The organism is Nocardiopsis sp. LDBS0036, from assembly GCF_041228755.1.
GTDB lineage: Bacteria > Actinomycetota > Actinomycetes > Streptosporangiales > Streptosporangiaceae > Nocardiopsis > Nocardiopsis dassonvillei.
Genome location: NZ_CP141103.1, coordinates 4,647,886 through 4,672,225, shown reverse-complemented (window position 1 = coordinate 4,672,225; position 24,340 = coordinate 4,647,886). Strand labels below are relative to the sequence as shown.

19 protein-coding genes are annotated in these 24,340 nt (G+C 75.3%); 6 read left to right on the top strand and 13 right to left on the bottom strand.

The window, feature by feature from the left end; translation table 11 throughout:
* Positions 1-264: 264 nt before the first annotated feature.
* Together UIS43_RS19850 and UIS43_RS19845 are read left to right on the top strand one after the other, a co-directional pair.
* Entirely contained in the window at positions 265-660 is a 396-nt protein-coding gene (locus UIS43_RS19850; RefSeq protein WP_013156536.1) for a hypothetical protein, read from the top strand.
* Positions 661-676: 16 nt separating this feature from the next.
* Positions 677-1,351 carry a hypothetical protein gene (locus UIS43_RS19845; protein WP_370011227.1) on the top strand — a complete coding sequence of 225 codons (675 nt, stop codon included), beginning with the start codon at positions 677-679 and terminating at the stop codon, positions 1,349-1,351.
* 90 nt (positions 1,352-1,441) lie between these two features.
* Here the strand turns inward: UIS43_RS19845 and UIS43_RS19840 are convergent, their stop codons facing one another.
* From UIS43_RS19840 to UIS43_RS19820, 5 genes are all read right to left on the bottom strand, one after another.
* Positions 1,442-2,077, bottom strand: coding sequence for a bifunctional 2-polyprenyl-6-hydroxyphenol methylase/3-demethylubiquinol 3-O-methyltransferase UbiG (locus UIS43_RS19840; protein WP_013156534.1), 636 nt, complete (start codon positions 2,075-2,077; stop codon positions 1,442-1,444).
* Positions 2,078-2,115: 38 nt separating this feature from the next.
* A complete protein-coding gene (locus UIS43_RS19835) occupies positions 2,116-2,487 on the bottom strand; it encodes an STAS domain-containing protein (protein ID WP_013156533.1) in 372 nt (123 codons plus the stop codon).
* Positions 2,488-2,906: 419 nt separating this feature from the next.
* Complete coding sequence (meaB, locus tag UIS43_RS19830; RefSeq protein WP_013156532.1) at positions 2,907-4,025, bottom strand: methylmalonyl Co-A mutase-associated GTPase MeaB; 1,119 nt, start codon at positions 4,023-4,025, stop codon at positions 2,907-2,909.
* Positions 4,026-4,286: 261 nt separating this feature from the next.
* Positions 4,287-6,503: a methylmalonyl-CoA mutase gene (scpA, locus tag UIS43_RS19825; RefSeq protein ID WP_013156531.1), complete on the bottom strand. Its 2,217-nt coding sequence runs from the start codon at positions 6,501-6,503 to the stop codon at positions 4,287-4,289.
* Entirely contained in the window at positions 6,500-8,434 is a 1,935-nt protein-coding gene (locus UIS43_RS19820) for a methylmalonyl-CoA mutase family protein (protein WP_013156530.1), read from the bottom strand. The genes scpA and UIS43_RS19820 overlap by 4 nt, the downstream gene beginning before the upstream one ends.
* A 411-nt stretch (positions 8,435-8,845) precedes the next feature.
* Here UIS43_RS19820 and UIS43_RS19815 point away from each other — a divergent pair, with 411 nt between their 5' ends.
* Positions 8,846-9,580 (top strand): hypothetical protein, encoded by a 735-nt coding sequence (locus UIS43_RS19815; protein WP_013156529.1) that lies wholly within the window; start codon positions 8,846-8,848, stop codon positions 9,578-9,580.
* Between the two features lie 45 nt (positions 9,581-9,625).
* Positions 9,626-10,405 carry a DUF4184 family protein gene (locus tag UIS43_RS19810; RefSeq protein ID WP_126625030.1) on the top strand — a complete coding sequence of 260 codons (780 nt, stop codon included), beginning with the start codon at positions 9,626-9,628 and terminating at the stop codon, positions 10,403-10,405.
* Between the two features lie 157 nt (positions 10,406-10,562).
* Here UIS43_RS19810 and UIS43_RS19805 read toward each other — a convergent pair whose 3' ends face one another.
* Genes UIS43_RS19805 through UIS43_RS19795 form a run of 3 tightly spaced genes read right to left on the bottom strand, consistent with a single transcriptional unit; the run spans position 10,563 to position 13,881 of the window.
* Positions 10,563-11,801, bottom strand: coding sequence for a sulfotransferase (locus UIS43_RS19805; RefSeq protein WP_013156526.1), 1,239 nt, complete (start codon positions 11,799-11,801; stop codon positions 10,563-10,565).
* A 20-nt stretch (positions 11,802-11,821) separates the two neighbouring features.
* Positions 11,822-12,223 (bottom strand): spore-associated protein A, encoded by a 402-nt coding sequence (locus UIS43_RS19800; RefSeq protein WP_370011222.1) that lies wholly within the window; start codon positions 12,221-12,223, stop codon positions 11,822-11,824.
* Between the two features lie 29 nt (positions 12,224-12,252).
* Entirely contained in the window at positions 12,253-13,881 is a 1,629-nt protein-coding gene (locus tag UIS43_RS19795) for a serine/threonine-protein kinase (RefSeq protein ID WP_013156524.1), read from the bottom strand.
* A gap of 468 nt (positions 13,882-14,349) precedes the next feature.
* On the opposite strand from UIS43_RS19795, the gene UIS43_RS19790 reads away from it, so the two are divergent.
* Positions 14,350-16,584 carry a fibronectin type III domain-containing protein gene (locus UIS43_RS19790; RefSeq protein ID WP_370011220.1) on the top strand — a complete coding sequence of 745 codons (2,235 nt, stop codon included), beginning with the start codon at positions 14,350-14,352 and terminating at the stop codon, positions 16,582-16,584.
* 104 nt (positions 16,585-16,688) lie between these two features.
* Complete coding sequence (locus tag UIS43_RS19785) at positions 16,689-17,075, top strand: spore-associated protein (RefSeq protein WP_232238597.1); 387 nt, start codon at positions 16,689-16,691, stop codon at positions 17,073-17,075.
* Between the two features lie 46 nt (positions 17,076-17,121).
* Here UIS43_RS19785 and UIS43_RS19780 read toward each other — a convergent pair whose 3' ends face one another.
* The 5 genes from UIS43_RS19780 to UIS43_RS19760 all read right to left on the bottom strand — a co-directional run bounded on the left by UIS43_RS19780 (position 17,122) and on the right by UIS43_RS19760 (position 24,328).
* Positions 17,122-19,320, bottom strand: coding sequence for a protein kinase (locus UIS43_RS19780; RefSeq protein ID WP_370013267.1), 2,199 nt, complete (start codon positions 19,318-19,320; stop codon positions 17,122-17,124).
* A gap of 45 nt (positions 19,321-19,365) precedes the next feature.
* On the bottom strand, positions 19,366-21,627 hold the full coding sequence (locus UIS43_RS19775) for a DUF3488 and transglutaminase-like domain-containing protein (RefSeq protein WP_370011216.1): 2,262 nt from the start codon (positions 21,625-21,627) through the stop codon (positions 19,366-19,368).
* Entirely contained in the window at positions 21,615-22,742 is a 1,128-nt protein-coding gene (locus tag UIS43_RS19770) for a DUF58 domain-containing protein (RefSeq protein WP_370011214.1), read from the bottom strand. Before UIS43_RS19770 ends, UIS43_RS19775 begins: the two co-directional genes overlap by 13 nt.
* The gene (locus tag UIS43_RS19765) at positions 22,742-23,701 is read right to left on the bottom strand and encodes an AAA family ATPase (protein WP_370013266.1); all 960 of its coding nucleotides are present in this window, start codon (positions 23,699-23,701) and stop codon (positions 22,742-22,744) included. Before UIS43_RS19765 ends, UIS43_RS19770 begins: the two co-directional genes overlap by 1 nt.
* Before the next feature lie 246 nt (positions 23,702-23,947).
* Positions 23,948-24,328 carry a hypothetical protein gene (locus UIS43_RS19760; protein WP_071621066.1) on the bottom strand — a complete coding sequence of 127 codons (381 nt, stop codon included), beginning with the start codon at positions 24,326-24,328 and terminating at the stop codon, positions 23,948-23,950.
* Positions 24,329-24,340 lie beyond the last annotated feature (12 nt).

The window sequence follows — 24,340 nt, the reverse complement described above, 5'->3', positions numbered from 1 at the left end:
TCACCTCCGGCTGCTGTGCCACCGCTTCCCATGCTCCTCGCCGGAGGCGGGGGCCGCCAGAGCCGAAAGGGATCTGTGGAAAACTCCCGCGGCGGGTCGGTCGTCTCATCACACATACGCGGACCGCGGCGCCCGGCCGCCGCCGCGGACGGTCCCGCCGCCCCGTCCCACGCGGGCGACGACGGCCCCTCGCACCGGCGCTGAACAGGCGAACAGCCCGGCGTGAGAGTCTGGATCCGCCTGTGCCCCCAGGAAAGGCCCCGGATGCACCTGATCTCTCCCCTCTACACCGCCTCCTCCGTCATCTCCCTGCTGTTCGAGGTCCTCTACCTGCTCTTCGGCGTCATCGTGCTGGCCCTCAGCGGCGTGGCGGCCTCCGGCCGCAGGGGGCTCGTGGCGACGGGCGGCGCCCTGATCGTCCTCAGCGCCCTCGGCGACCTGGCGGTCCAGATCTGGTCCTTCACCCCCATGTACGCGGGCATGGACATCGCGGTGCACACCACGGTGCTCCCGGCCCTGTACCTGATGTTCACGCTGCTCTTCGTCGGCGGCCTGCTCGCCCTGGTGCTGGCCGCGGCGAAGCGCCTCACGGCCCGGACGACCGCTCCGCCACCGCCGCCCGGCCACCACCCCGGTCCGCGGCCCTTCCCGACCCGCTGACACGAGGAGTCCTCCGATGTCCTCCCTTCCCCCGACCCTGGGTCCGCTCCTCTACGGCCTCGGCACGCTCCTCCTCCTCGCGGTGGGGATCACCGCCTTCGTCCGCGCGAAGGGATCGCCCTTCCCCGGCGCCGTCCGGACCGTGGGGGCGCTGCTCACCGCCGCCGCGCTCGTCCAGGTCGCGAGCTCGGTGGTCTCCTTCGCCCTCGGGGTCGTGGACCTGTCCTTCGAAGCGGTCATGACGGTCACCGGGCTGACGAGCGTCATCGTGGAGCTCCTGTACGGGCTCCTGGTCACCGGAGCGCTGGTCACGCTCGCCGTGGCCCTGGTCCGCTCCAAGTCCGCCGCCGCCCGCGCCGCCGATCCGGCGGCCGCGGGTCCCACGGCCGGGCAGGCGTTCGCACCGCCCGCACCCGGCCAGCCGTACGGGTTCGGGCAGGCCCACCCGGCGCCGCCCGAGCACGACCGTCCCGGGCACGGGTACGGTCACCCCGGCGGCGGGCCCGTAGGTCACCCGGGGCCCGCCGGTCACCCCGGACCGGAGGTCCACCAGCCCCCGTCCGGTGAACCCGGGGGCGGCACCGGCTGGAGTCCGGGCAACAGCGGGGGTTTCGGCGGCGGCGCGGGTCCCTCCTCCGACGGCGGGGGAGGCTCCTCCTCCGGTGACGGCGGCGGCGGTGGCGGAGACTGATCTCCGGCGCACCGGACCGCGCAGCGGCACGACCGACACTGCCGGCACGACCGGTACGACACGAAGCGACCGGCCTGACCTCGAAAGGGGTCAGGCCGGTCGCGTGTAGACCAGGGAGTAGCGCCAGAACAGCAGCCGCCGCAGACGTGCGCCGGGCAGCACCTCACCGGCCTCCTCCGCGATCTCGCGCAGACCCATCTCCGGGTCGCGCACCGGCATCTCGGCGGTGGGTCCCACCTCGTGCGGGTTCGGCGTGCCGGTGAGCGCGCGGCCCAGCCGCAGACCGGCGCCGACCACCCACTGCGGGCCCAGTGCGGCCAGGCCGGTCGCGACGTCGGCGGCGCCCCTCTCGGCGTACAGGCCGAGGACGGCCAGCGTGCCGCCGGGGGCGAGGGCGGCGGCCATCCGTTCGAGCGAGGGCCCGAACGGCATGTGGTGGACGCTGGCGATCGAGCTGACGAACCCGTACCCCCCGGGAGGCGGCTCCGTCTCCTCCAGCGCGGCCACGCGGTAGTGGACCGGCAACCGGGCGGGCGTGCGTTCGCGGGCCATGGAGACCATCCGCGGTTCGGGGTCGATCGCGTCGACGGCGATCCCGCGGGAGGCCAGGACCCTGGCGAACCTACCGCCGCCGCACCCGACGTCGAGCGCTCGGGTGCAGTGCGGGGGCACGTGGCGGAGGAGGTGTTCGTGGTAGTGGCTGTTGTGGTCCCAGGAGATGTCCACGGGACTCGGGGGAAGGACTGGACCCATACGCCCGGAGGCTATCCGGCCTGGCGCTTGGCCTCCAGTGCCTCCATGGCGGCGACGGCGGTGGCCACGGTCTGGTGGACCGGGACCTGGCGGTGCAGGCCGACCAGGCGGACGACCTTGGTGACGCGTTCGTTCAGAGCGGCCAGCGCCAGTGATCCGCCCAGTTCACGGACGGTTCTGTAGGCGTTGATGATGACGTTCAGACCGCTGGAGTCCATGAAGTCCAGAGCGGACAGGTCCAGGATCAGCCAAGGACCGTGGTCCTCGACGGCGGACTGGATGTGTTCCTGGAGGTCGGCGGCGGTCGCGATGTCGAGTTCTCCCTCGATCGCGACGATGACACTGCGGCTCTCCACCCGCGTGCTCAGCCCAAGCCTGTGCACGTTCACTCCTCCCGGCCCCACGTTGAGATGGTGAGGGGTCCCTTCGCTTAACCATACGCAGACCGGCGGACCACGCCCACCCGGACCGGCGCCACTCCCACAGAGCCGGTCCGACGTCAGGGGGGAGCGTATGGTACGTCCGCGAGCCTGGTAAGTCGTTGGACACACACGGTATAAGCGAACCGCCCGTTCGGGAATGGCATACCGGAAGAAATTTTCGCCTCCTGGGCACGAACTCGGCGGTGAGCGCCCGTTATCTACCGTTGTCCCCGGGACATTTCATGACATGGGATGTGCCATGGACACCCGGGCAACACTGCACGGCGGCGCCGCCGTCACGGGACGTTCACCCGATGGACGAAACCCGCGTCCCGGCCGGGGGAGGCGGACGGCGCCCCGGCACCGCGCCTCCCCGGCGTTCACCCGTCGGACGAACCCGGCTCCCGGGAGGGCTCCGTGCCGCGCTCCGGCCCCGCGCCGCCTCCGGGTTCACCCGTCGGACGGACCCCGCGGCCCCGGGTGAAGGAGTCCAGCAGCGTGCGCGCGGCGAGGGTCGCCGTGGTCTCCCCCGACCGCACCCGCTCCTCCGTCCCGGGCAGGAGCGAGGCCACCCGGGGATCGCGCAGGAACGCGTCCATGAGCTGGTCGCGGACCTGGTCCCACATCCAGCTGACCCCCTGGCGGCTGCGGCGCTCGGCCAGCGCGCCGTCGCTCTCCAGCACCGCGCGGTGCCGGGTCACGGCGTCCCACACCTCGTCGAGCCCGTCGCCGGTCAGACCGCTGCACGTGAGTACCGGCGGACGCCAGTCCGGGTGCACCGGCTGGAGCAGCCGCAGCGCCCGCGACAGCTCGCGGGCCGCCTTGCGCGCGTCGTCGGCGTGCGGTCCGTCGGCCTTGTTGACGGCGACCACGTCCACCAGCTCCAGCACGCCCTTCTTGATGCCCTGGAGCTGGTCGCCCGTGCGGGCCAGCGTGAGGAAGCAGAAGCAGTCCACCATGGCGGCGACCGCGACCTCGGACTGGCCGACGCCCACCGTCTCCACCAGGACCACGTCGAACCCGGCCGCCTCCATGAGCAGCATGGTCTCCCGCGTGGCCCGGGCGACGCCGCCCAGGGTCCCCGCCGTGGGCGAGGGCCGGATGAACGCGTCGGGGTCCACCGCCAGGCGCTCCATCCGGGTCTTGTCACCCAGGATGCTGCCTCCGGTGCGCGTGGAGGAGGGGTCCACGGCCAGCACCGCCACCCGGTGCCCGGCCTTGGTCAGCCGGGTGCCCAGCGCGTCGACGAACGTGGACTTGCCGACGCCGGGGACCCCGGTGATCCCCACCCGGCGGGCCCCGCCGGTGTGCGGCAGCAGCCGCACCAGCAGTTCCTGCGCGGCGCGCGCGTGGTCCGGGCGGCGGGACTCCACGAGGGTGATCGCCCGCGCGAGGGTGGGCCGGTGCCCGGCCAGGACCCCCTCGGCGAGGGCGTCCACGTCCACCGGGCGGCGCCGCCCCGAACGCCGCGCGCCCGGCACGGAACCCTGCTCCGCCACGCCTGCCTCCCTCTTCCCGGCCCCGGGGGCCGCGTCCCGGCCCGGCTGGTCCTGCCCCCGCCGGGCCCTCGCCCGCCGCGTCCTCCGCGGACGCGGTTTCCCTCCGCCGCGTCGCGGTCCGCAGCGCTCCTCCGCCGACGCGCCCTCCGCTACCGCGTCCACACACGCCGCGCCCCGGTCCGCCGCGCACTCGTCCGCCCCGTCCGCCGCGTGCCCGCGCCGCCGGGGCGGCCGACCCCGCGGGCACCCCTCGCGCCTCCCCTACCCCAGCCGTTCCTCCAGCTGGTCGAGCAGGTCGACGGCGGCCTCGGCGATGACCGTCCCCGGCGGGAAGATCGCCGACGCGCCCGCCTCCCGCAGCGGCGCGAAGTCCGCCGGGGGGATGACCCCGCCCACCACGATCATGATGTCCCCGCGGTCCAGCCGGGCCAGCTCCTCGCGCAGCGCGGGCACCAGGGTCAGGTGCCCCGCGGCCAGGGAGGACACCCCGACCACGTGCACGTCGGCCTCCACGGCCTGCGCGGCGACCTCGGCCGGGGTCTGGAACAGCGGGCCGACGTCCACGTCGAAGCCCAGGTCGGCGAAGGCGGTCGCGATCACCTTCTGGCCCCGGTCGTGGCCGTCCTGGCCCATCTTGGCCACCAGGATGCGGGGTCGGCGGCCCTCGTCCTCGGTGAACTCCTCCACCCGGCGGGTCACGCGCTCCATGAGGTCGGCCGCGTCGGCGCTGCCCGCCGCCTCGTCCCTGTACACACCCTGAATCGTACGGATCTGCCCGGAGTGGCGGCCGAAGACCCTCTCCATGGCGTCGGAGATCTCGCCCACGGTGGCCTTGGCGCGGGCCGCGTCGACCGCCGCCGCCAGGAGGTTGCCGGTCAGGGCCTCGTCCGCCCGGGACCCGCCCCCGGCGGCCGCGGTGAGCGCGTCGAGCGCGGCGCGCACCCGGCCCTCGTCGCGCTCCTCGCGCAGGCGGCGCAGCTTCTCCAGCTGCTGGGCGCGCACCCGGGAGTTGTCGACCTTGAGGACCTCGATCTCGTCCGCGGTGTCGGGGCGGTACTTGTTGACGCCGATCACCGGCTGGCGGCCCGAGTCGATGCGCGCCTGGGTGCGGGCGGCGGCCTCCTCGATGCGCATCTTGGGCAGCCCGGCGTCGATCGCGGCGGCCATGCCGCCCGCCTTCTCCACCTCCCGGATGTGCTCCCAGGCCTTGGCCGCCAGCTCCTGGGTGAGGCGCTCCACGTAGTAGCTGCCGCCCCAGGGGTCCACGACGCGGGTGGTGCCCGACTCCTGCTGGAGCAGCAGCTGGGTGTTGCGGGCGATGCGCGCGGAGAAGTCGGTGGGCAGGGCCAGCGCCTCGTCCAGGGCGTTGGTGTGCAGCGATTGGGTGTGCCCCTGAGTGGCGGCCATCGCCTCCACGCACGTGCGGGCCACGTTGTTGAACACGTCCTGGGCGGTGAGCGACCACCCCGAGGTCTGGGAGTGGGTGCGCAGGCTCAGCGACTTGTCCCTGGTCGCGCCCAGGTCCCTGACCAGGCGCGCCCAGAGCAGGCGGGCGGCGCGGAGCTTGGCGACCTCCATGAAGAAGTTCATGCCGATCGCCCAGAAGAACGACAGGCGCGGCGCGAACGCGTCCACGTCCAGCCCGGAGCGCTGACCGGCGCGGATGTACTCCACGCCGTCGGCCAGGGTGTAGGCCAGCTCCAGGTCGGCCGTGGCCCCGGCCTCCTGCATGTGGTAGCCGGAGATGGAGATGGAGTTGAAGCGCGGCATCCGCTGCGAGGTGTAGGCGAAGATGTCGGAGATGATCCGCATCGACGGCCGCGGCGGGTAGATGTAGGTGTTGCGGACCATGAACTCCTTGAGGATGTCGTTCTGGATGGTCCCCGACAGCTTCTCCGGCGGGACGCCCTGCTCCTCGGCGGCCACGATGTAGAGCGCCAGGACCGGCAGCACCGCGCCGTTCATGGTCATGGACACGCTCATCCTGTCCAGCGGGATCCCGTCGAACAGCTGGCGCATGTCGTAGATGGAGTCGATCGCCACGCCCGCCATGCCGACGTCGCCCGCCACCCGGGGGTGGTCGGAGTCGTAGCCGCGGTGGGTCGCCAGGTCGAAGGCGACCGACAGGCCCTTCTGCCCGGCGGCCAGGTTGCGCCGGTAGAAGGCGTTGGACTCCTCGGCGGTGGAGAACCCGGCGTACTGGCGGATGGTCCACGGCTGGTTGACGTACATGGTCGGGTAGGGCCCGCGCAGGTAGGGCGGGATGCCGGGCAGCCCGTCCACGAAGTCCAGGCCCGCGCGGTCGGCGGGGGTGTACAGCGGCTTGACGCCGATGCCCTCGGGGGTCTCCCACTCCAGGGCGTCGGCGGCCTTGCCGGTGCCGGCCTCCAGCGCTCTCTGCCAGGCGGCGTGTCCGGAGGCGGTGTCACCCGAGAAGGCGGGGAGCCGCGGCGGGACGTCGGAGAAGTCGGGGATCATGCGTGCGCCCCCTCGGCAGTGGCGGACGGTGCCGGCGGATCGGTGAGCAGGACGTCGACCAGGTCGGTGAGGAGGGCGACGGCGTCGCACCCCCGGTGGGCGAAGGCGTCGACCCCGGCTTCGCGGTAGGAGTCGTCGGGCGCGCCCGCGAGCAGGATCCGCAGGGCCCCCGCGCGCCTGAGCGCCCGCGCGGCGTCCTCGGCCTGCTCGGCGTAGACCGCGTCGGAGGAGCAGAGCACGGCGACGCGGCTGCCCGAGGCGGCGAACGCCTCCGCGACGGCGGCGGCGCCGTCGAGCGGGCCGGGTTCGTGGGAGGCGACGCCGCCCGCGGCGAGCAGGTTGGCCGCGAAGGACGCGCGGGCCGTGTGCGCGGCGACCGGGCCCAGCGTGGCCAGGAAGGCGGTGGGCCTTCGGCCGGTGTCGCCCGCGCGGGCGTCGCTGCGGTCGCGCAGCGCCTCGTAGTCGTCGGCGTAGCGGCGCACCGGGAAGCCGCCGGGGACCGGGGCCGGCGGCCGCGAGGGGTCGGCGGGCCGCACCAGCGGGACCTCGTCCGCGTTGGGGAACTCGCTGACGCCGGTGAGCGGGGAGCGCCGGTGAGCGAGGTCGAGGCGGCGGCGCGTCCACACCGCGTCCACGCGCTCGCGCAGCAGGCCGTGCTCGACGGCCTCGGCGGCCCCGCCCTCGGCCTCCAGTTCCCGGAAGAACGCCCAGCCCGCCCGGTACAGGTCGCGGGTGAGCGCCTCGACGTAGAAGGAGCCTCCGGCGGGGTCGACGACCCGCGCCAGGTGGGACTCCTCGATGAGCAGGGACTGGGTGTTGCGGGCGATGCGGCGGGCGAAGTCGTCGGGCAGGCCCACGGCGGAGTCGAAGGGGGCGACGGTGACCGCGTCGGCTCCCCCGACCCCGGCGGCGAAGCAGGCCACGGTCGTGCGCAGCATGTTCACGTGGGGGTCGCGCCGGGTCATCATCGCCTCGGAGGTGGCGGCGTGCAGGCGCATGGCGCGCTGGTCGGCGGGCACCCCGCTGGCGTCGAGGACCTGGTCCCACATGGCGCGGACGGCGCGCAGCTTGGCGATGACGCCGAACTGGTCGGCGTTCGCGGCCAGGCGGAACTCGATGCGCCGCGCGGCGTCGGGCAGGTCCATCCCGGCGGCGTGCAGGGCGCGCAGGTAGGCGGTCCCCGCGGCGACGGCGAAGCCGAGTTCCTGGGCGTCGGAGCCGCCCGCGTTGTGCACGAGGCGGCCGTCGGCCACGAACAGCCCCAGGCCGGGGCGCCCGCGGGCCAGCTCCGCGGCCAGGCGGGCGGGGTCCATGACGTCGGGGCGCTCGCCGGCCAGGGCCGCGGTGCCGAGGGGGTCGATGCCCAGGTGGGAGATGATCCGGCCGTCGGGGACGCCCGCGTCGGCGTGGGCGTCGAGCAGCGCGGTGGCGGCGTCGGCGTGGTCGGCCCCGGCGTCCAGGACCACGGGCGCGAGGTCGAGGTGGACGTCGCCGAGGGCCCGGCCGAGCGCGGAGACGGGCAGGCCGGTGCCGCCGACGGCGATCCACAGCGAGCTGACGCCGTTCATGAGGTCGGCGTGCAGGCGCCGCCGCAGGACGTCCGGGTCGGCGTCGGTGTGGCGGGCGCGGATGTCCCAGCCCTCGGGGACCGACCCGCCGGGCCGGTGGCCCCGGGTGAAGGGGGGCAGCCCCGGGAAGCCGGGGTCGGCGGCCGGGGGGTCGCCGGTGTAGAGGGGTTCGATGTCGAACCCGTCGTAGGTGTGCGTGGCCAGTGCCGACTCGGGTGTGTCGGCGAGCCGGTCCTCGGGGACACCGCTCTTGCGCAGTACCCCCGCCACGAGTTCGCGCCACCGCTCGTGTGTGGCGGCGGGGAACCCGTCGGCCGGGTTGGGGGCGCCGGATCCGGCGGCCCCGCTCTCAGGGACGTCCATATAGTGGATGGTAGAGAATCTCGTTCGGTCGCGCCGCCCCGGGGTGTGGGGCGCGGCACACCCCGGCGCCGGACCCGGCCCGCCGGAGGAAGCGCCGGATCCCTCCTCCCGCGCCGCCACGCCTCCGCCCCCGGGGAGTGCGGCGCACGCGCACGGCCGCGAGGGGGTACGCGCGCTTCCGCGCCTGCTCACGGCGGGGGCGGACTCCTCAGGGGGTCTTCGGCTCCTCTCGGGTCCCGCGTTTCACCGAAGTGTCACCGCACGCGTTCTTTCAGTGAAGTGGAACACACTCCTGGTATTCGGTGAACCGACGGAGGGTGACGGGAGTCGGAATGGCGGGCCACCCCATGCGTTTCACGGTCCACTGGCATCCCCCTCCCCCCACCCCCACCAAGGACGAAAAGGACAGAGATGCCCTTCTTCCCCCCTCACGGCCGCTTCGCCCTTACCCCGGCGGTCTCCCTCTCGCTCGTGTTCGCCCTGTCCGCCTGTGGCGGCGGGGAGGACCCCGCGGAGGCCTCGGCGCCCTCGGAAGAGGCCGCCGAGGAGACGACCGCCGCGGAGGGCACTCCGCCGGAGGCGCTGTCCCAGGAGGAGCTCGCCGGGCTCCTCGTCGAAGCACCCGTTCCCGTCTCCAGACCCCAGGTGGACGAGTCCGCCCTGCCCCCCGAGCCCGAGGACTCCGCGTCGGTGTCCGAGCGGGCGGCCTGGGCCCTGCTGACGGAGGTGACCCGCAAGGCCTCCCTCGTCGATCCGAGCGCCGCCGCCGCGTGTCCCGAGCAGATGACCGAACCCGTCGAACCGGGTCTGAGCTGCACCCTCACCTACGGCGGCCTGGACATGCAGTTCCCGGTCCTGGCCGGGGACGGCGGCGCCGCCTTCCGGTTCGAGTACCCGGAGCTGCCCACCGTGCGCGAGGTCGTCGAGGACACCATCCGCTTCGACCACGGCGTCGAGGCGGTGTACTGCGACATGGACGACGTCGTGGCCGTCGAGCCGGGCGCGGAACGGGCCCCCTACCTCTGCTACGCCCGGGACGGAGGGCTCGCGGGGTCGGACTCCCCGGAGGACACGGTCTCCCCCTACGAGGTCTACGTGCTCATCGGGGGGACCCTGGCCACCTACCAGTACCTGGACGCGCAGTAGCGAGGCCCGCCGGGGCCGCGCGGTCCCCGGCCGAGGAAGGACGACGTGCCCTTCACCCCCAGCCATGTCGCGGCGGTCCTTCCCCTGGCGCGTACCGGGCTGCCGCCGGCGGCCCTGGTCGTCGGGTCGGTGGCGCCGGACCTGCCGTACTACCTGCCGCTGCCCGTGGCCGCGGCGACCACGCACGGCCCCGCGGGGCTGTGGCTGGACGTGCTGCTCGGCGGCGCCGTGCTGGTGGTGTACGCGTACGTGCTCCGTCCACCGCTGCACGCGCTGGCCGGAGCACGTACGCGGTTCCCGCGCGTCCGGGCTCCCCGGTCGGCGCGGGAGGCGGCGCGGGCGGCCGCGCTGACCGCCGCGGCGCTGGCGGCGGGCTCGGTCACGCACATGGCCTGGGACTCCTTCACCCAGACGGGCGGGGCCCTGGTGCGGGCCTGGCCGCCGCTGAGCGCTCCGGTGGCGGGCCCGCACCTGCTCTACAACGTGCTGATGTACGCGAGTTCGGCGGGCGGCCTGGCCGTCCTGGCCTGGTGGGTCCACCGCGAGCGCGCCCGCCGCGCGGACGCCGGGCGCGCCGGCCGTGAGGCGGATGGGCGCCCCGGGTCCGTCCCCGGCGACCGCGTGCGCGTCCTGGCCCTGTCCGCCCTCGCCGTGTGCGCGGTGGCGGGCGCCGTGGCGGGCGGTCTGCCCGACCGCGCGCAGGTGAGCGGCTACGACCTCGTGCGGTGCCTGCTCGTCGGGGCCGTCACCGGCACCGGGCTGGGCCTGGCCGCGTGGACGGCCGCCTGGTGGTCGTGGCGGCCGCTGCACCGCACGGCGCGCTGACGCCACGCGGTCGCGGCGGCCGTCCGGAAGGTCGCCGCGTCCGCGACGGCGCGGACGCGAGCCCGGCCCGGGCCGGGTGGCACGGACGCGTCCCCGGTCCGGGCCGGACGCACACCACGGCGTGGGCCGGGCCCGGCCGGGCGCGCACCGCGTCCCCTCAGGTCCCGCCCCCTCCCGCGCGGGCCGCCTCGGCGCCGGTCGGGTCCGGGCCGAACGCCGCGTGCACCTCCTCGGCGGTGAGGCCGTAGTACTCCAGGTCGTACCGGTGGCCGCCCGGGTTCCTGCGCCGGTCCGCGCGCGTGTAGGCGAGCGTGCGGGCCCGGGTGTCGGGGTCGAAGTCCTCGCCGAGGCCGCTCCAGACGCGTTCGGCCGCCCCGAGCGGGTCGGAGGTCAGCTCGCCGTAGGGCAGGTCCAGGAAGCGTTCCGGACCGTGCTCGCGGCGCACGCGGCGGGCCCGTTCGGCTCCCGCCGCCCAGATCCCCAGCCACTCCCGGCCGATCCAGTGCGGGTCCACGTCGCTGTTGTGGATGCGCATCGAGGTCTCGGTCAGGCTGGCCCACGACGCCATGGCCCGCGCCGGGTCGCGGTCGGTCATGACGACCACCGCGTCGGGGAAGACGTTGAGCAGGGCGTCCAGGCTGAGCAGGTGCAGGGGCGACTTGAGCACCCAGCGGCGCGCGGGCCGCTTCCACTGCAACGCCTGGAGCTGCTGTTTGAGGTAGGCGTAGTCGGGGGTGGCGTCGCGCCCCTCGACCCAGGCGCGGTAGTCCGGGGAGGCGGCGCGGACGTGGAAGAACATCCCCTGCGGCAGGAGGAAGACGCACTCCTCGGGTTCGAGCGGGTGCATGGGGTGGATGGTCTGGAACCCGGGTCCCATGGCGTCCATGCCCCGGACCAGCCTCCGCGCCAGCGCGAGGCGCTCGCGCCTGCCCACGGTGCGCTCCCCGGGCCTGCCCGTGTCGGGGACCGGGCTCAGCATCTCCCACAGCCGCGGGGCGCGGGCCCGGACGTGCTGGGCCAGGAGGCCGTGGCCGAACGTCGTGCCCGTCCTGGGCAGTCCGGTGATGAACACCGGCCGCTCGACGGGCTGGGCCGCGACCTCCGGGTTGGCGTCGAGCAGGTGGAGCATGCGCAGGCGCGTCTCCAGCCGCCGCCGGACCTCTCCCCGCAGGCCGATCCGGCCGATCGGGGTGACGCCGGGCACCGCCTGCCAGGCGTCGTGGAGCACGCGCGTGTCCGAGAGGAAGGGTTCGTCGGAGGGCCAGGGGAGCCCGCTGCTGGCGGAGGCCTCCGCCAGCATGGCGTCGAAGGCGCCCTCGGCCGCCCCCAGGCTGTTGTCGAAGGGTCTGAGCAGGGTGTTGACCGGGTTCATCCACCACGGGTGGTGCACGTTCACAAGCGCCCTCTCCTGTTGTGTCAGCCGCAGTTGGTGCCGTTGCGCAGGACCCATTCGTCGCCGACCACGCCGCCCCAGTCCACGCAGTGGCCGGCGGCGTCGGCGTAGACCGGGCCCGCGTACTCCGTCCAGTCGCCCGGGTCGGTGTCCCAGGAGGTGGAGTCGCTGCGTTTGAGGGCCGCGTCCATGTTGACGGCGCTGCCCGGGTCGGTCCGCACCACGACGACGCAGTTGCGGCCGTTGGAGTTGTTGTAGGTGAGGAAGACGGTGCCCCCGTTGACGGAGGCCTCGTTGACCACCCCGTATCCGCTCCCGCACTGGCCCCCGTAGGAGGCGGCGGTGGCGGGCATGGGGGTGCCCACCGCCATGGTCAGGGCCAGGCCCGCCACGGCGGCGGTCCCGCGTACGAGGGTCTTCGGCATGTCTCTCCCGTCGTTTCGGGTTCCGGCCCCTACCACGGCGGGGTGCCCGTGCCGCTGGTGCTGTGCCGCTCCACCAGGCGGGTGATGGTGACGGTGCCGTCGGCGCCGGTGGTGTAGGTGACCTCGGCGGTGATGACGCGGCTGCCCTGGTTGACGTAGCCGGTCAGGGCCGAGGGGGTGGAGGCGACCGAACCGGCGCCGCCGTCGCCGACCGATCCGCCCTGGCTCTGGCAGAAGCTCCACGCGCACACCACCGTGGCGCCGTCGAGCACGGCGTACTGCCCCGAACCGCCGGGGGTCTGGAAGGCCACGACGTGCTCGCCCGGTGGGCGCGTTCCGCTCGCGCCCACCCCGGCGCCCACCGTGGCCGTCGTGGTGGTGGACCCGCCGCCGGAATCCCCCTCGTCCTCAGCGCTCTGGGACGCCTCGTCGGAGGGGCTCGCGGAGGGCTCCTCGGAGGAGGCGCCGTCCGGCCGCTCCTGGTGTCCGCGTTCCGGGTTCTGCTGCTCCCCGGCGGCCTGCCGCGCCTCGGCCGTCCCGGTCGGCTCGTCCCCGAACCAGGCGGCGACGGGCAGGGAGTCCCAGTTGGCGGCCAGGGCGACGCCGCCGAAGCCCAGTCCCGCGAGCAGGACGAGGGCGCCCAGGGCGGCGCCGACGACGGTCAGCGTCCTCCCGGCTCCGCCCCGCCTCTCGGGGGCCACCGGGAACTCGCGCTCGGGTGCGGTCCGCACGCCCTGCCACTGGTGGTCGACGACGGTGGCCATGACGCCGCCCGCCTCCGCGGCGGAGTCCGGCGGGGTGTGGGAGCGCCTCGGGTCGCCCGCCGCGATCACGCCGCCGACCAGCTCCAGCGCGGTCGGCCGCTCGGACGCCTCCTTGCTGAGCGCGCGTGCGGCCAGGTCCGCGAGGGGGCCGGTGAAACCCGCGGTGTCGGGTTCGCCGCTGATCACCCGGTGCGCGACGGCCGCCGGGTCGCCGGTGCCGAACGGCGGGCGCCCGGTCGCCGCGTAGGAGACCAGCGCACCCCAGGCGAAGACGTCGTCGGCGGTGCTGGGGGGTTCGCCGCGGTAGTGGGCGGGGCTGATCCAGCCGGGCGAGCCCAGCACGGACCCGGTGCGGGTCAGCGCGGTCTGGTCGATCGCGCGGGCCACGCCGAAGTCCAGGACACGGGGTCCCTCGGGCGACAGGATGACGTTGGCGGGCTTGAGGTCGCGGTGGGCGATGCCGATCTCGTGGATCTGGGCGAGCGCCTCGGCCACTCCGGCGGCCAGTCCGATCAGCAGCCATCCGCCCAGGGGCCCGTGCGCGCGCGTGTAGGCGCTGAGCGTCATCCCGCGCACCAACGGGGTGGCCAGCCAGGGGCGCTCGGCCTCGGTGTCGGCGGCCAGCAGCGGCACCGCGCAGGCTCCGCCCACCCGGCCCAGCAGCCGCACCTCGCGCGCGAACCGCGCCCGGAACTCGTCGTCGGCGGAGTACTCGGGGTGGATGAGCTTGACCGCGACGAGCGCGCCGTTCCGGTCGAGGGCCGCGTACACGACACCCATACCGCCGGAGCCCAGGCGCCCGAGGGTCCGGTAGGGACCGATCCGCGCGGGGTCGGTGGAGGTCAGGGCGGTCGCGGTCGCGGGGAGCGTGACGGCTGAGGGGTGCGTACTCACGGCTGTCGTCTCACAGGCCTCGTCTGGAGTGGGGATGAGGTGCGCGGTGAGCCCGCGCCCTTCTCCAGGGCAGGGGAAAAGGTGCGCTGTGGGCGTGACGGGGGGATGTGGGGTGAATCCTAGCCGGTCCCGGTGACGCCTTCCCGGGTCGGCCGACCGAAGGCGGCGACCGCCCTGGTCAGAGGCGGAGGACTCCACCACCTCGGGCGACGCGCGGGCCCGGGCCGCCGCGGGAGCGGCGTGGTGCCGCCGATCGGACACGTCGGGCCGCGGAGACCCGTCTCCGTACCTTTTGGGGTGTCTTCGGGCGGCACGTAAGGACATTGACGGAATCGTCGTGACCCTGGTACACCTCTGGTGCCCCTGCCCTCCCTCCGGCCGCCGATTTCACCGCCAGACCCGAACCCCGTCGCGGTGGGCGCCTCCCTGTGGACGGGATCACGAGCCACACGCACAAGGGAGCCCTGCATGGTGGACCAGCCCACCGCACCCCCGACGGATCCCGCGCCGAAGCCCCGCCCCTCCCCCGTGCGGCGCGCGGCCTCGGCGCTCTGGCGCCGCACCCGCTCCAGCGCCCCGGGCCTGATGATCTCGCTCCTGGCCGCGGGCCTGCTCAGCACCGCGCTCGGCGCCGGGGCCATGGGCCGTGCGGACGAGATGTCCGACGGCGCCGTGTGGCTCTGGGACAGCCCCGCGGGCGAGAGCTTCCGCGTCAACGGCGACAACGCGCGGATCGACCTCGTCGCCGCGCTGCCCGGCTCCGCCGGAAGCCCCGTCCAGGTCACCCAGAACGACGACTACCTCCTGCTCCACGACCCCGAGACCGGCCGGGTGACCTCGGTGGACCTGCGGGAGATGGGGTTCTCCGGTGTGCTCGACCTCGGCACCGGCGGCGACTTCGGCCTCGCGCTGGGCGAGGAGACCGCGGTGGTCATCGACCGCGCCAGCGGTGAGGTCAAGGCGGTGGACCCCGCGACCCTCCAGCCCACCGGGCCCTCCCTGAGGATCCCGGCCCCGCTGGTCGGCGGGGCCTTCGACGACTCCGACACCCTCTGGCTGGGGGTGCCCACCCAGGGCACGGTCGTCGGTGTCCGGGTCGAGGGCGAGGAGGCCGTCATCACGCAGACCGCGTCGGTGGCCGACCCCGGCGCCGACATCGCCGTCACGGTCCTCGACGACGGCGTGCTCGCGGTCGACCGGAGCGGCGACCGCATGGTCGCCGTCCGCAACGGCGGCGAGTCCCGGACCATCACCTCCCCCGTCCCGCTGGAGGGCGCCGAGGTACCGCCGCGCACCCGGGGCGACCTGGCCGCCGTGACGCTGCCCGGGTCCGGCGAGGTCGTCACCGTGTCCGACCCCACCGGTTCGGCGGGCGTGGACCGCTTCTCCACCGGCCGTGAGGGCGGCGGCACCGCCGTCCCCTACGAGGGCCGCTTCTACGTGCCCTTCCCCGAGGACGGCACGGTGCGCGTCTTCGACCCCGCCGGGGACGAGCTCAACCCCATCACCCTGCCCGGCGCCGAGGGACCGCTGGAACTGGAGACGCGCGAGGGCAACCTGTACATCAACTCGCCCGATACCGGGGTGGCGGCGGTCGTCGACCCCGGGGGCCAGGCCACCGTCATCGACAAGACCGCCCCGCCGCCCGGCCCCGGCGAGACCGACGAGGACGATCCCGCTCCCGGGGAACCGGACGCGGGCGACACCACCGCGCCCGAACCCGGCGACGTTCCCGTGCCCGACGCGGGTGGCCCCGAGCCCGGTGACACCACCGCCCCGGAGCCCGGCGGCACCGACGGCGGCACCGCCCCCGAGACCCCGGTCGTGGAGAACCCCCGGGACGGCGAGGAGGAAGAGGACGAGGGCACGGCGCCGGGCGCGCCGACACCCGTCTCCTTCACCGCCGGGGACGGCTCCGTCACGCTGTCCTGGCCGGAGGCCTACTCCCCGGACTCCCCCGTGGAGACCTACGACATCACGTGGCAGGGCGGCAGCACGACCGTCGACGGCTCGGAGCTGGAGGCCACGATCACCGGACTGGAGAACGGCACCTCCTACCGCTTCCGGGTGCGGGCCTCCAACGCCTTCGGCACCGGTCCCGCCGCGCAGACCGAGGAGGTCACTCCCAGCCCCCGGGCTCCCGGCGCGCCGAGCGGCGTCACCGTCGCCGCGGCGGGAAGCGACAGCGTGACCGTGTCCTGGGAGGCCGCCCAGGGGGCCGCGGACTACCTCGTCTCCGCCTCCTCCGACTCCGGTCCGGTGAGCGACCGCACGTCCACGGGCACGTCGGTGGAGGTCGCCGGGCTGGCGCCGGGCGGCACCTACACCTTCACCGTGACGGCGCGCGGCACGGGGGGCGTCAGCGGCGAGTCCGCCACGAGCGCCCCGTTCACCATGCCCACCCAGGAGATCGGAGCGCCCGCCAGCGTCTCCTTCAGCGCTTCCGGGGACACGGTGACGGTCACCTGGTCGCAGGTGGAGGGGGCGACCCAGTACACCGTCACGCCGCACGGCGACGGCTCCAGGTCGCTGAGCGAGGTGAGCACGCCCGGCACCGCGGCCGGGGGCGGACAGCTCTCCTACACCTACCAGCCGCGCGGCTCGGGGCGCTGCTACTCCTTCACCGTGCTGGCGGCGTCCGAGAGCGCCACCGCCGACAGCGGCACGACCAGTACCGCCAGCTGCTCACGGGAGTTCAGATGACGCCGACGTCCAGGCCGGGAACCGGAGAGCACACGGAGGAGGAGCCCGTGCCGAGGAAGAGCTGGAAGCGCAGGTGCGGGACAGCGGCGGCGGCACTGGCCACGGTGGCGTCGATCCTCGTCCTGTCCTCGGCCACCACCGCGCAGGGGGCGGACCCCGCCCAGGTGTGCAACGCCAGCCATCCCGAGGGCAACGGGGTCTACAGCGAACCCGTCAACCAGGCGGCGATCCCGAACGGTATGGGAACCGTCTACCTGTACTACGAGGGCACCACCGGGTACAACTGCGCCGTGACCGTCGGCACGGCCGGGACCATGTACATGGACGTCGGCCTCCGGCAGTCCGGCAGCGGCGGGGGGACCTGGGACTCGGGAACCTTCGACCAGTACGCCGGTCCCGTCTACGTCCACGCGCCGGGGATCTGCGTGGACACCACGGGGGCCGTGGGCGACCAGTCGGCCACCCTGACCGGCACCAACTGCGGTTCCTGAACCACCGGAACGTGTCGGCTGTCCGCCGCCGCGCCCCCGGAGCGGTTCACCCGCCGCTTCGGTCTGTGCACGCCTCCTCGGAGTAGGCGACCTCGTCCACGGTGACCACCGCGATGACGGTGAAGCAGTACTCCTCGTCGGCGTCGAGCCCGCTCACCTCGGCCCGGGTCCCGCCGGGCCCCACGTCGGCGAGGGGGGCGTAGACGGTACCGACGGGGCCGCCGACGACGTGGTGGGCGACCGCGCCGCCGCTGTTGTCCGTCCAGGTCAGCAGCACCGTGTCGCCGGAGTCCTCCAGTCGGACGTCGGTGGGCGCGGCCTCCTCGTTGACGGCGGCGGGCGGCGCGGGCGGTTCGTCCTCCTGTCCCCGGGCCGACTCCGGACCGGCCTGGGACTCCTCCGCGCCCGCGTAACCGGCCTGTTCCCGGCCTCCGCCCCCCGGCGGAAGCAGGACGACCGCCGCGCCGACCAGTACTGCGGCGACGACCAGGGCCGAGGCCGCCACGGCGGCGATGACGAGCGGTCTCCTCCGGCCGGGCCGCGCGGGCTGCGCCCAGGTCTGTCCGGGCGCCGCGGACCGCTGTGGAGTCGGGAGGGCATAGGGGTCGGCCGCCGGGGGACGGGGCGCGGATGCGGGGGGTTCGGTGGGGGCGGAAGGCACGCCGAAGGCGGGGGGCTCGGCGGCGGGAACGGGGGGAGCCGCGGGGGCGGCCACCTGGCGCGGTGGAGGACCGGACCAGGCGTCCAGCCCGGCCCAGGGGTCCTCGGGCCGTTCCGCCACGGGCGGGCCGTCGGACGTTCCGGCGTGCGGGTCCGAGGTTCCGGGCCGCTCGCCCCCGGGGGATTCCGGTTCGTCGCCCGCCGCCTGGATCCACTGTGCGAGCCCCGGTTCGCGCGGGCCGTCCGCCAGCGGTGCGGCCGCCGGCGCCTCCTCCGGGCGCTCCGGTTCCCCGGCGTCCCAGCGCACGGGTGTCGCCCTGTCAGCCTCGGGCTCGGCACCCCGGCCAGCCGGGTCCTCCTCCCACCACGCGTCCGCGGTGTCGTCATCCAGCGGCTCCGGGTCCTGTCGCCGCCACGTGTCAGCGGCGCCGTCCGCCCGGTCCTCATCCGACGCCGGGTACCGCTCCGACCACCCATCAACGACGCCTTGGCCCACCGGGGGCTCCCCCGGCTCCGGGGCCTGCCCCCACCACGCGTCCGAGGAGCCGTCGTCCGCCGAGTCCTCTCCCCACGTCGGGGCCTGCCCCCACCACTCGTCCGAGGTACCGTCATCCGCCGGGGTCTCCCCCGTCCCCGGACCACTCCCCCACCACGGGTCCGCGTGCTCGGAGGCCTCCTCACCGGCCTCCCCACCGGCCGCCGCGTGTCCGGGCAGCGGTGCGGCCCCCTCCTCCGGGGGAAGCGCCCCGGACTCCGTGCGGACGTCCTCCTCCGCCGCGCCGGGGACGCCCGCCGCCGGAGCGGCCAGCGCCTCGGCGAACTCGGCCGCGCTCGGGAAGCGCTCGGACGGGTCCTTGGCCAGCGCCCGGTCGAGGGCGGCCCGCAGCGCCGCGGGCAGGTCGGCGCGCGGCGACCCCGGAGGCCGAGCACCGAGCACTCGCTCCCGGTGGTCGAAGGGATCGGCGATCCCCCGCTGCCCGTCGCTGAACGGCGGGTGTCCGGACAGCAGCGTCCACAGCGTCGCGGCCAGCCGGTAGACGTCGGAGGCCTCCGAGGGCCGCTCGCCCCGCAGCGCCTCCGGGGGTGCGTACGCCAGGGCACCCGGGTCCAGCCCGACAGCAGGCGGGACGGCACCCGTGGGCAGGACCGCGCCCGCGTCGGCGAGCACGACCTCCTCCCCCGACAGCAGCAGGTTCGCCGGTTCCACCCCGTGGTGCAGCAGGCCCCGGCCGTGGACCGCCTCCAGCGCCCCGGCCACGGCCAGGCCCGCCCCCACCACCTCCTCCACCGGCAGCGGACGGTGCAGGCGCAGGCGGGCCGCGTAGTCCCCGCCGGCACAGTGGTCCATGGCGACGAAGGGCCGCCCCGAGGAGGTGCGCCCGTGGCCGAGCACCGGCACCACGCCCGGGAACCCGGCGATCTCACACAGCCGTTCGACCTCGGCCCCACCGTCCGCGCCGCGCATCACCTTCACCACGGCGGGACCGCCGTCCGCGTCCCGCAGCGCCCGGTAGACGGTCGAGTCCGCCCCGCGGTGCAGAACCTCCAGGGAGTGGAAGCCCGCGACCAGGCTGCCGTTTCCCATCTCACTCACCGGTGTCCTCTCCTCTCACTGCCGCGCCCCGGCGGATCACCGCTCCCGCCACAGCAGCGGACGGGGGTCGAACCACCAGGTGAGCCTCCTGGTACGGGACCTGCTGAGACGCAGCGCGCGCAGCTGGCGGCGCACGCCCTCGGCGATGGAGGCCGCCTGCTCCCCGGTGACGCCCGGCCCCGCGGCGAACCCGATCCCGTTGACCGTGCGGCCCAGCCTGCCCAGGTCCACGTGGGCCCAGGCCTGGGCGGTCTCGGGCAGCAGGCTCCGGGCGAGCGCGACGGTGTCGCTGACCGTGTGCCCCGGCGGCGGCTCCGACGCGCACAGGCGCAGGCCGTCGCGCAGCTCGTGCCACGCGCCCAGGACGCGGCGCTCGGGCGTGCCCGCGCGCAGCCGCCGCCCGCTGCGGGCCAGGCGCAGCGCGGGGACGGCGAGCACGGCGGCGAGCAGACCGCCCGCGATAGCGGGCACCCCCCACACCGGAAACCGCTCCGGCTCGCGCCGGGGCGCGGCGACGTCGTGGGCGTCGTCCTCGGGCAGGACCTGGTCCTGCGCGGACTCGGCTCCCTCCGGGGTCCGCTCGCTCCGCGCCGCCTCGCTCGCGTCGTCCCCGCCCTCCTCGCCGGGGGTGACGGCGAACGGCACCCATCCGACGCCGTCGAAGTACACCTCTCCCCAGGCCACGGCGTCGCCCGTGTGGACGGTGCGGGTACCGCCGGCCTCCTCCGTGCCCGCCCCGAAGCCGACGGCGACGCGGCTGGGCAGTCCGGCCGCGCGGGCCAGCATGGCGAAGGCGCTCGCGAACTGCTCGGAGGTGCCTCCGCCCCCCTCCTCCCCGGGCGGGGCGAGGACCGCGGCGACGTTGGCGTAGCCGTGGCCGCCGGGGGTCTCGGGGTCGAACCGGTGCGACCGCCTCAGGTACTCCGCCAGGGCGCGGGCGCGCTGGTACGGGGAGCCCTCGCTGGCGACCGCGGCGACGACGTCGTTGAGCACGGACGGCGCCCCGGCGGGCAGTTCGCGGTAGCGGTCGAAGATCTCGTCCGCGGGCGTGGAGGCCCCGGCCAGCTCGTCCGGCCGCCAGTCGGCGACGTCGCCGGTGACCTGGTACCGGGTGCCCGCGACGGCGCCGTCCATGCTCACCACGGTTCCCGAGAACGCGCTGTAGCCCGGGGAGGGCAGGCCGATCCGCCGGGGGGCGCCGACGACCGGGGCCCAGCTGCCCGGAAGGTCCTCCCCGACGGTGATCTCGGCGCTGACCCCGGTGGCGTGGGGCAGGGGCGGCACGGGCTCGGGAAGCTCCTGCCCCGCCGCCCGGTAGCCGCCCTCGGGCAGCCAGGTGGTGCCGGTGAAGTCGGAGAGGGTGACCCAGCGCAGGCTGACGGGTTCGTCGGCGGCGACGGTGAGCAGCGGCTCGTCGGGGTCGGCGGCCCAGCCGGACAGGTGGACGAGCGGGTTGAGCGCCGCCTGGGGGTCCATGGGCGGGCTCACGGCCGTGCGCGGGTCGCCCGGCTCCGCGTCCCATCCGGCGAGCAGGACGGGCCCGCCGTACACGGTGGCCGTGGCGGTCAGCACGGCGATGACCCCGGTCACCAGTGCCCGGCGCGGTCTTCCCGGCGGGGTGCCGCCGGAGCTTTCGACCTCGACGCTCAGCGCCGTCCGGTCCGCCGGGGCGCCGCGGTCCGCCTCCTCCCGGGACGCGGACATGAGGATGACCGCGGACACCGTGAGCAGTCCGATGGCGGGGAAGCCGGGCGGGGCGACGGGGCCGTTGAGCACGACAGCGCCGACGAGCAGCAGCAGCCCCGGCAGCAGGGCGAGCGCCCGGCGGCGTCCGCGCCAGGCCAGCGCGGAGGCGGCGCCGGTCAGCCAGGTGGCCAGTACCGGCAGGGCGAGGGTGTCCGCGTTCAGCGGGGTCGGCGCGGTGCTGGTGAGGATCCGCGCCCCCGAGTGCAGGACCGCCTCCACGGTGGAACCGAGCACCCCGGTCCCCTCGCCGGGCACCCACACCGAGCACGCCGCCACCACAGCCAGCGGGAGCGGCAGCCCGGCCAGGACGGTGCGGAGCGCGCTCGTCCGGCGCCGCAGCAGCAGGGTCACCACGACGCTGAGCAGGGCGCAGGCGGGCAGCAGGACGTGGACCGGGGCGGGGTCGGCGTATCCGGGGGCGACGGCGACACCGCCCGCGGCGGCGGCCATGACCAGCCCCGCGGCAACGGGGATGCCCTCCGGGGGCGGGTCCGGCGGCGCGGGAGCGACCGGAGCCTCCTCGGCGCGGGGTGGCGGTGTCAGCGTGACCACGGCGCCTCGTTCCATCGGTCGGCGAACCCGGCGGCGTCACCGGCGGTGAGCAGGGTGACGTCCGGGGGCGCGGTCGGGTGCTCCTCCGATCCGACGACGACGGCGATCAGGCCCGCGTAGCGGTCGCCGAGCCGCCCGAACGACCGCAGGTCCTCGGCGGTGAGCGCGCCGCTGACCAGGACCGCGGTGTCACCAGCGGGACGGGTGCGGGCCAGGAGCAGGGCGCGGTGCAGGTCTGCCCCCGGAGTGCTCCGGGCCTCGGAGAGCAGGTCGAGCAGCGGGGGCAGGCCGCCCGTGCTCTCCCTGCCCCTGCCGCTGGCCAGGCGCAGTTCGCAGTGCAGGGACGAGCGGACGGCGGTGGCCGCGATGGAGGCCGCCGCGCCGGCCACCTCGTCCAGGCGGGCCTCGCCGCCGGGTGTGGGGCGGTCGTCGACGATGACGCAGATCCGGGTCTGGGAGGTGTCGATGTACTCGCGCACGACGAGCCTGTCCAGCCGCGCGGAGCTGCGCCAGTGGACGTGGCGCAGGTCGTCGCCGGGCACGTAGTCGCGCAGGGTGTGGAAGGTCAGGGTGCCCGCGGGCGCGCCGTCCGCCGCGCCGTCGGGGTCGGCCACCCGGCCGATCGGTACGGCGCGCAGGTGCTCCCAGCGGGGGTGCACCCAGACCCGTTCGGTACCGCCGTGGTCGCGGTGCAGCGAGGCCAGTCCCAGCGGGTCGGAGCGCCCGGCCCGCAGGGGACCCAGCTCGACCACCCCGCGGCGCAGGGCCCCGATCCGGTAGCCGGAGCCGCCGGTGGCGCGTGCGGCCAGGGGGCGCAGCGGCACCGCGCGCTCGCCGTCGGAGCCGAGGACGCGCTCACTGACCTGCACGGAGCGCCGTCCGGTGTTGCTCGCCTCGACCCGCACGCGCACGGTGGCGCCGGGGGAGGTCCGGGTGGTGGAGGCCGAGCGCTGGACGCGCACCCCGGCGGGGCGCCCCACCAGCAGCACCGCCACGGCGACCACGGTCACGGCGACACCGCCGAGCAGCGCGATCTCCTGGTACTGGGACAGGACGCCGACCGCGAGCAGGAGCACGCCCGAGCCGGCGACCAGCCATCCCCGTGTCGTTGGCATCAGCGGCTCGCCGGGGCTCCCGGGTGGCGCGGCGGCGGCGCCGGGGTCTCCTTCAGGATCTCCTCCAGCACGTCGGCTCCGCCGCGCCCGCCGACCGAGGCCTCCGGGGACAGCACCAGGCGGTGCGCCCACACCGGCCGGGCCAGGAGTTTGACGTCCTCGGGCTCGACGAAGGGGCGGCCCGAGGTGAGCGCGAGCATCCTCATCGCCCGCACCATGGCCACCGTCGAGCGGGTGGACAGGCCCACGCCCAGCGCCGGGTGGTCGCGGGTGGCGTGGGCGATGCGCAGGACGTACTCGTAGACCGAGTCCTGGACGTGCACCCGCTCGGCGGCCCGCCGCATCCGGTCCATCTGCTCGGCGCCGGTGCTGGGCCGCAGGTCCTCGGGCGAGACGAGCCGGTCGCCGCGGATGATGGCGAGTTCGCTGGCGGGGTCGGCGTAGCCCAGGGAGAGCCGCATCAGGAACCGGTCCATCTGCGCCTCGGGCAGCCGGTAGGTGCCCGACATCTCCACCGGGTTCTGGGTCGCCACGACCAGGAACGGCGAGGGCACCTGGTGGCCCGCGCCGTCCACGGTGACCGTGCGCTCCTCCATGACCTCCAGCAGGGCCGCCTGGGTCTTGGGCGAGGCCCGGTTGATCTCGTCGGCGATGACGACGTTGGCGAAGACCGGGCCCGGGTGGAACTCGAACTCCCGCGTGGCCTGGTTGAAGACCGTGACGCCGGTGACGTCGGAGGGCAGCAGGTCGGGGGTGAACTGGATCCGCCGCCAGTCGCCGTCCAGGCTGGCGGCCATGGCGCGGGCGAGCGTGGTCTTGCCGGTGCCGGGGACGTCCTCCAGCAGGATGTGGCCCCGGGCGAGCATGGCGACCAGGGCCAGGCGTACGACCTCGGCCTTGCCGAGGACGGCCGACCCGACGGAGGCCGCGATCCCGTCGAACTCGTCCGCGAGGACCACCGCTTCGTCCGCCGTCACCGGTGCGGGCGGACCGGAAAGGGCATGGGTGTTCACAGAGAGGGCGTCTTTCCGCGTGGGGTGGTGGGGGTGGAGCTGCGCCGTCGTCGCCGACGGGCGGGAAGGGGGATCGGCGGGAGCGCGCGGGGCAGGCGCTCACCGGTGCGAAGATACCGTGGCCGCGGCGGGGCCGCGCGCGGGCACCGACGGGACGGGCCGCTCCCGGGGAAGCGGCGCGAGGCTCGGGCCTCAGGCGGTCCCGGCGGCCATCTGTCTCTGCTCCATCCTCGCGATGAGGCCGCTGGAGCCCGTGGACTGCGCGGCACCGCCGCCCGCCACGGACGCCGCCAGCCCCGCGACCAGGCTGAGGTTGCCGCCGAACGCCGCCGGTGCCGCCGCGGCGATCGCCCCGGCCGCGCCGAGGACCGTGTTCCCGATGCCCGAGAGTCCCTTGAGACCGGCCCTGGCGCCGAGCTTGAGGCCGCCCAGGAGCATCCCCTTGCCCAGGCCCTTCCAGCCGCCCTTCGACGCGAGCCAGGCGCCCCCGCGTTGGCCGATGAAGGTCAGGGCTCTGCGCCCGGCTGTGCGGAGGGCGGCACCTCCGAAGACGGCGAGGAGTGGAGCGGCCATGATGGGCCATCC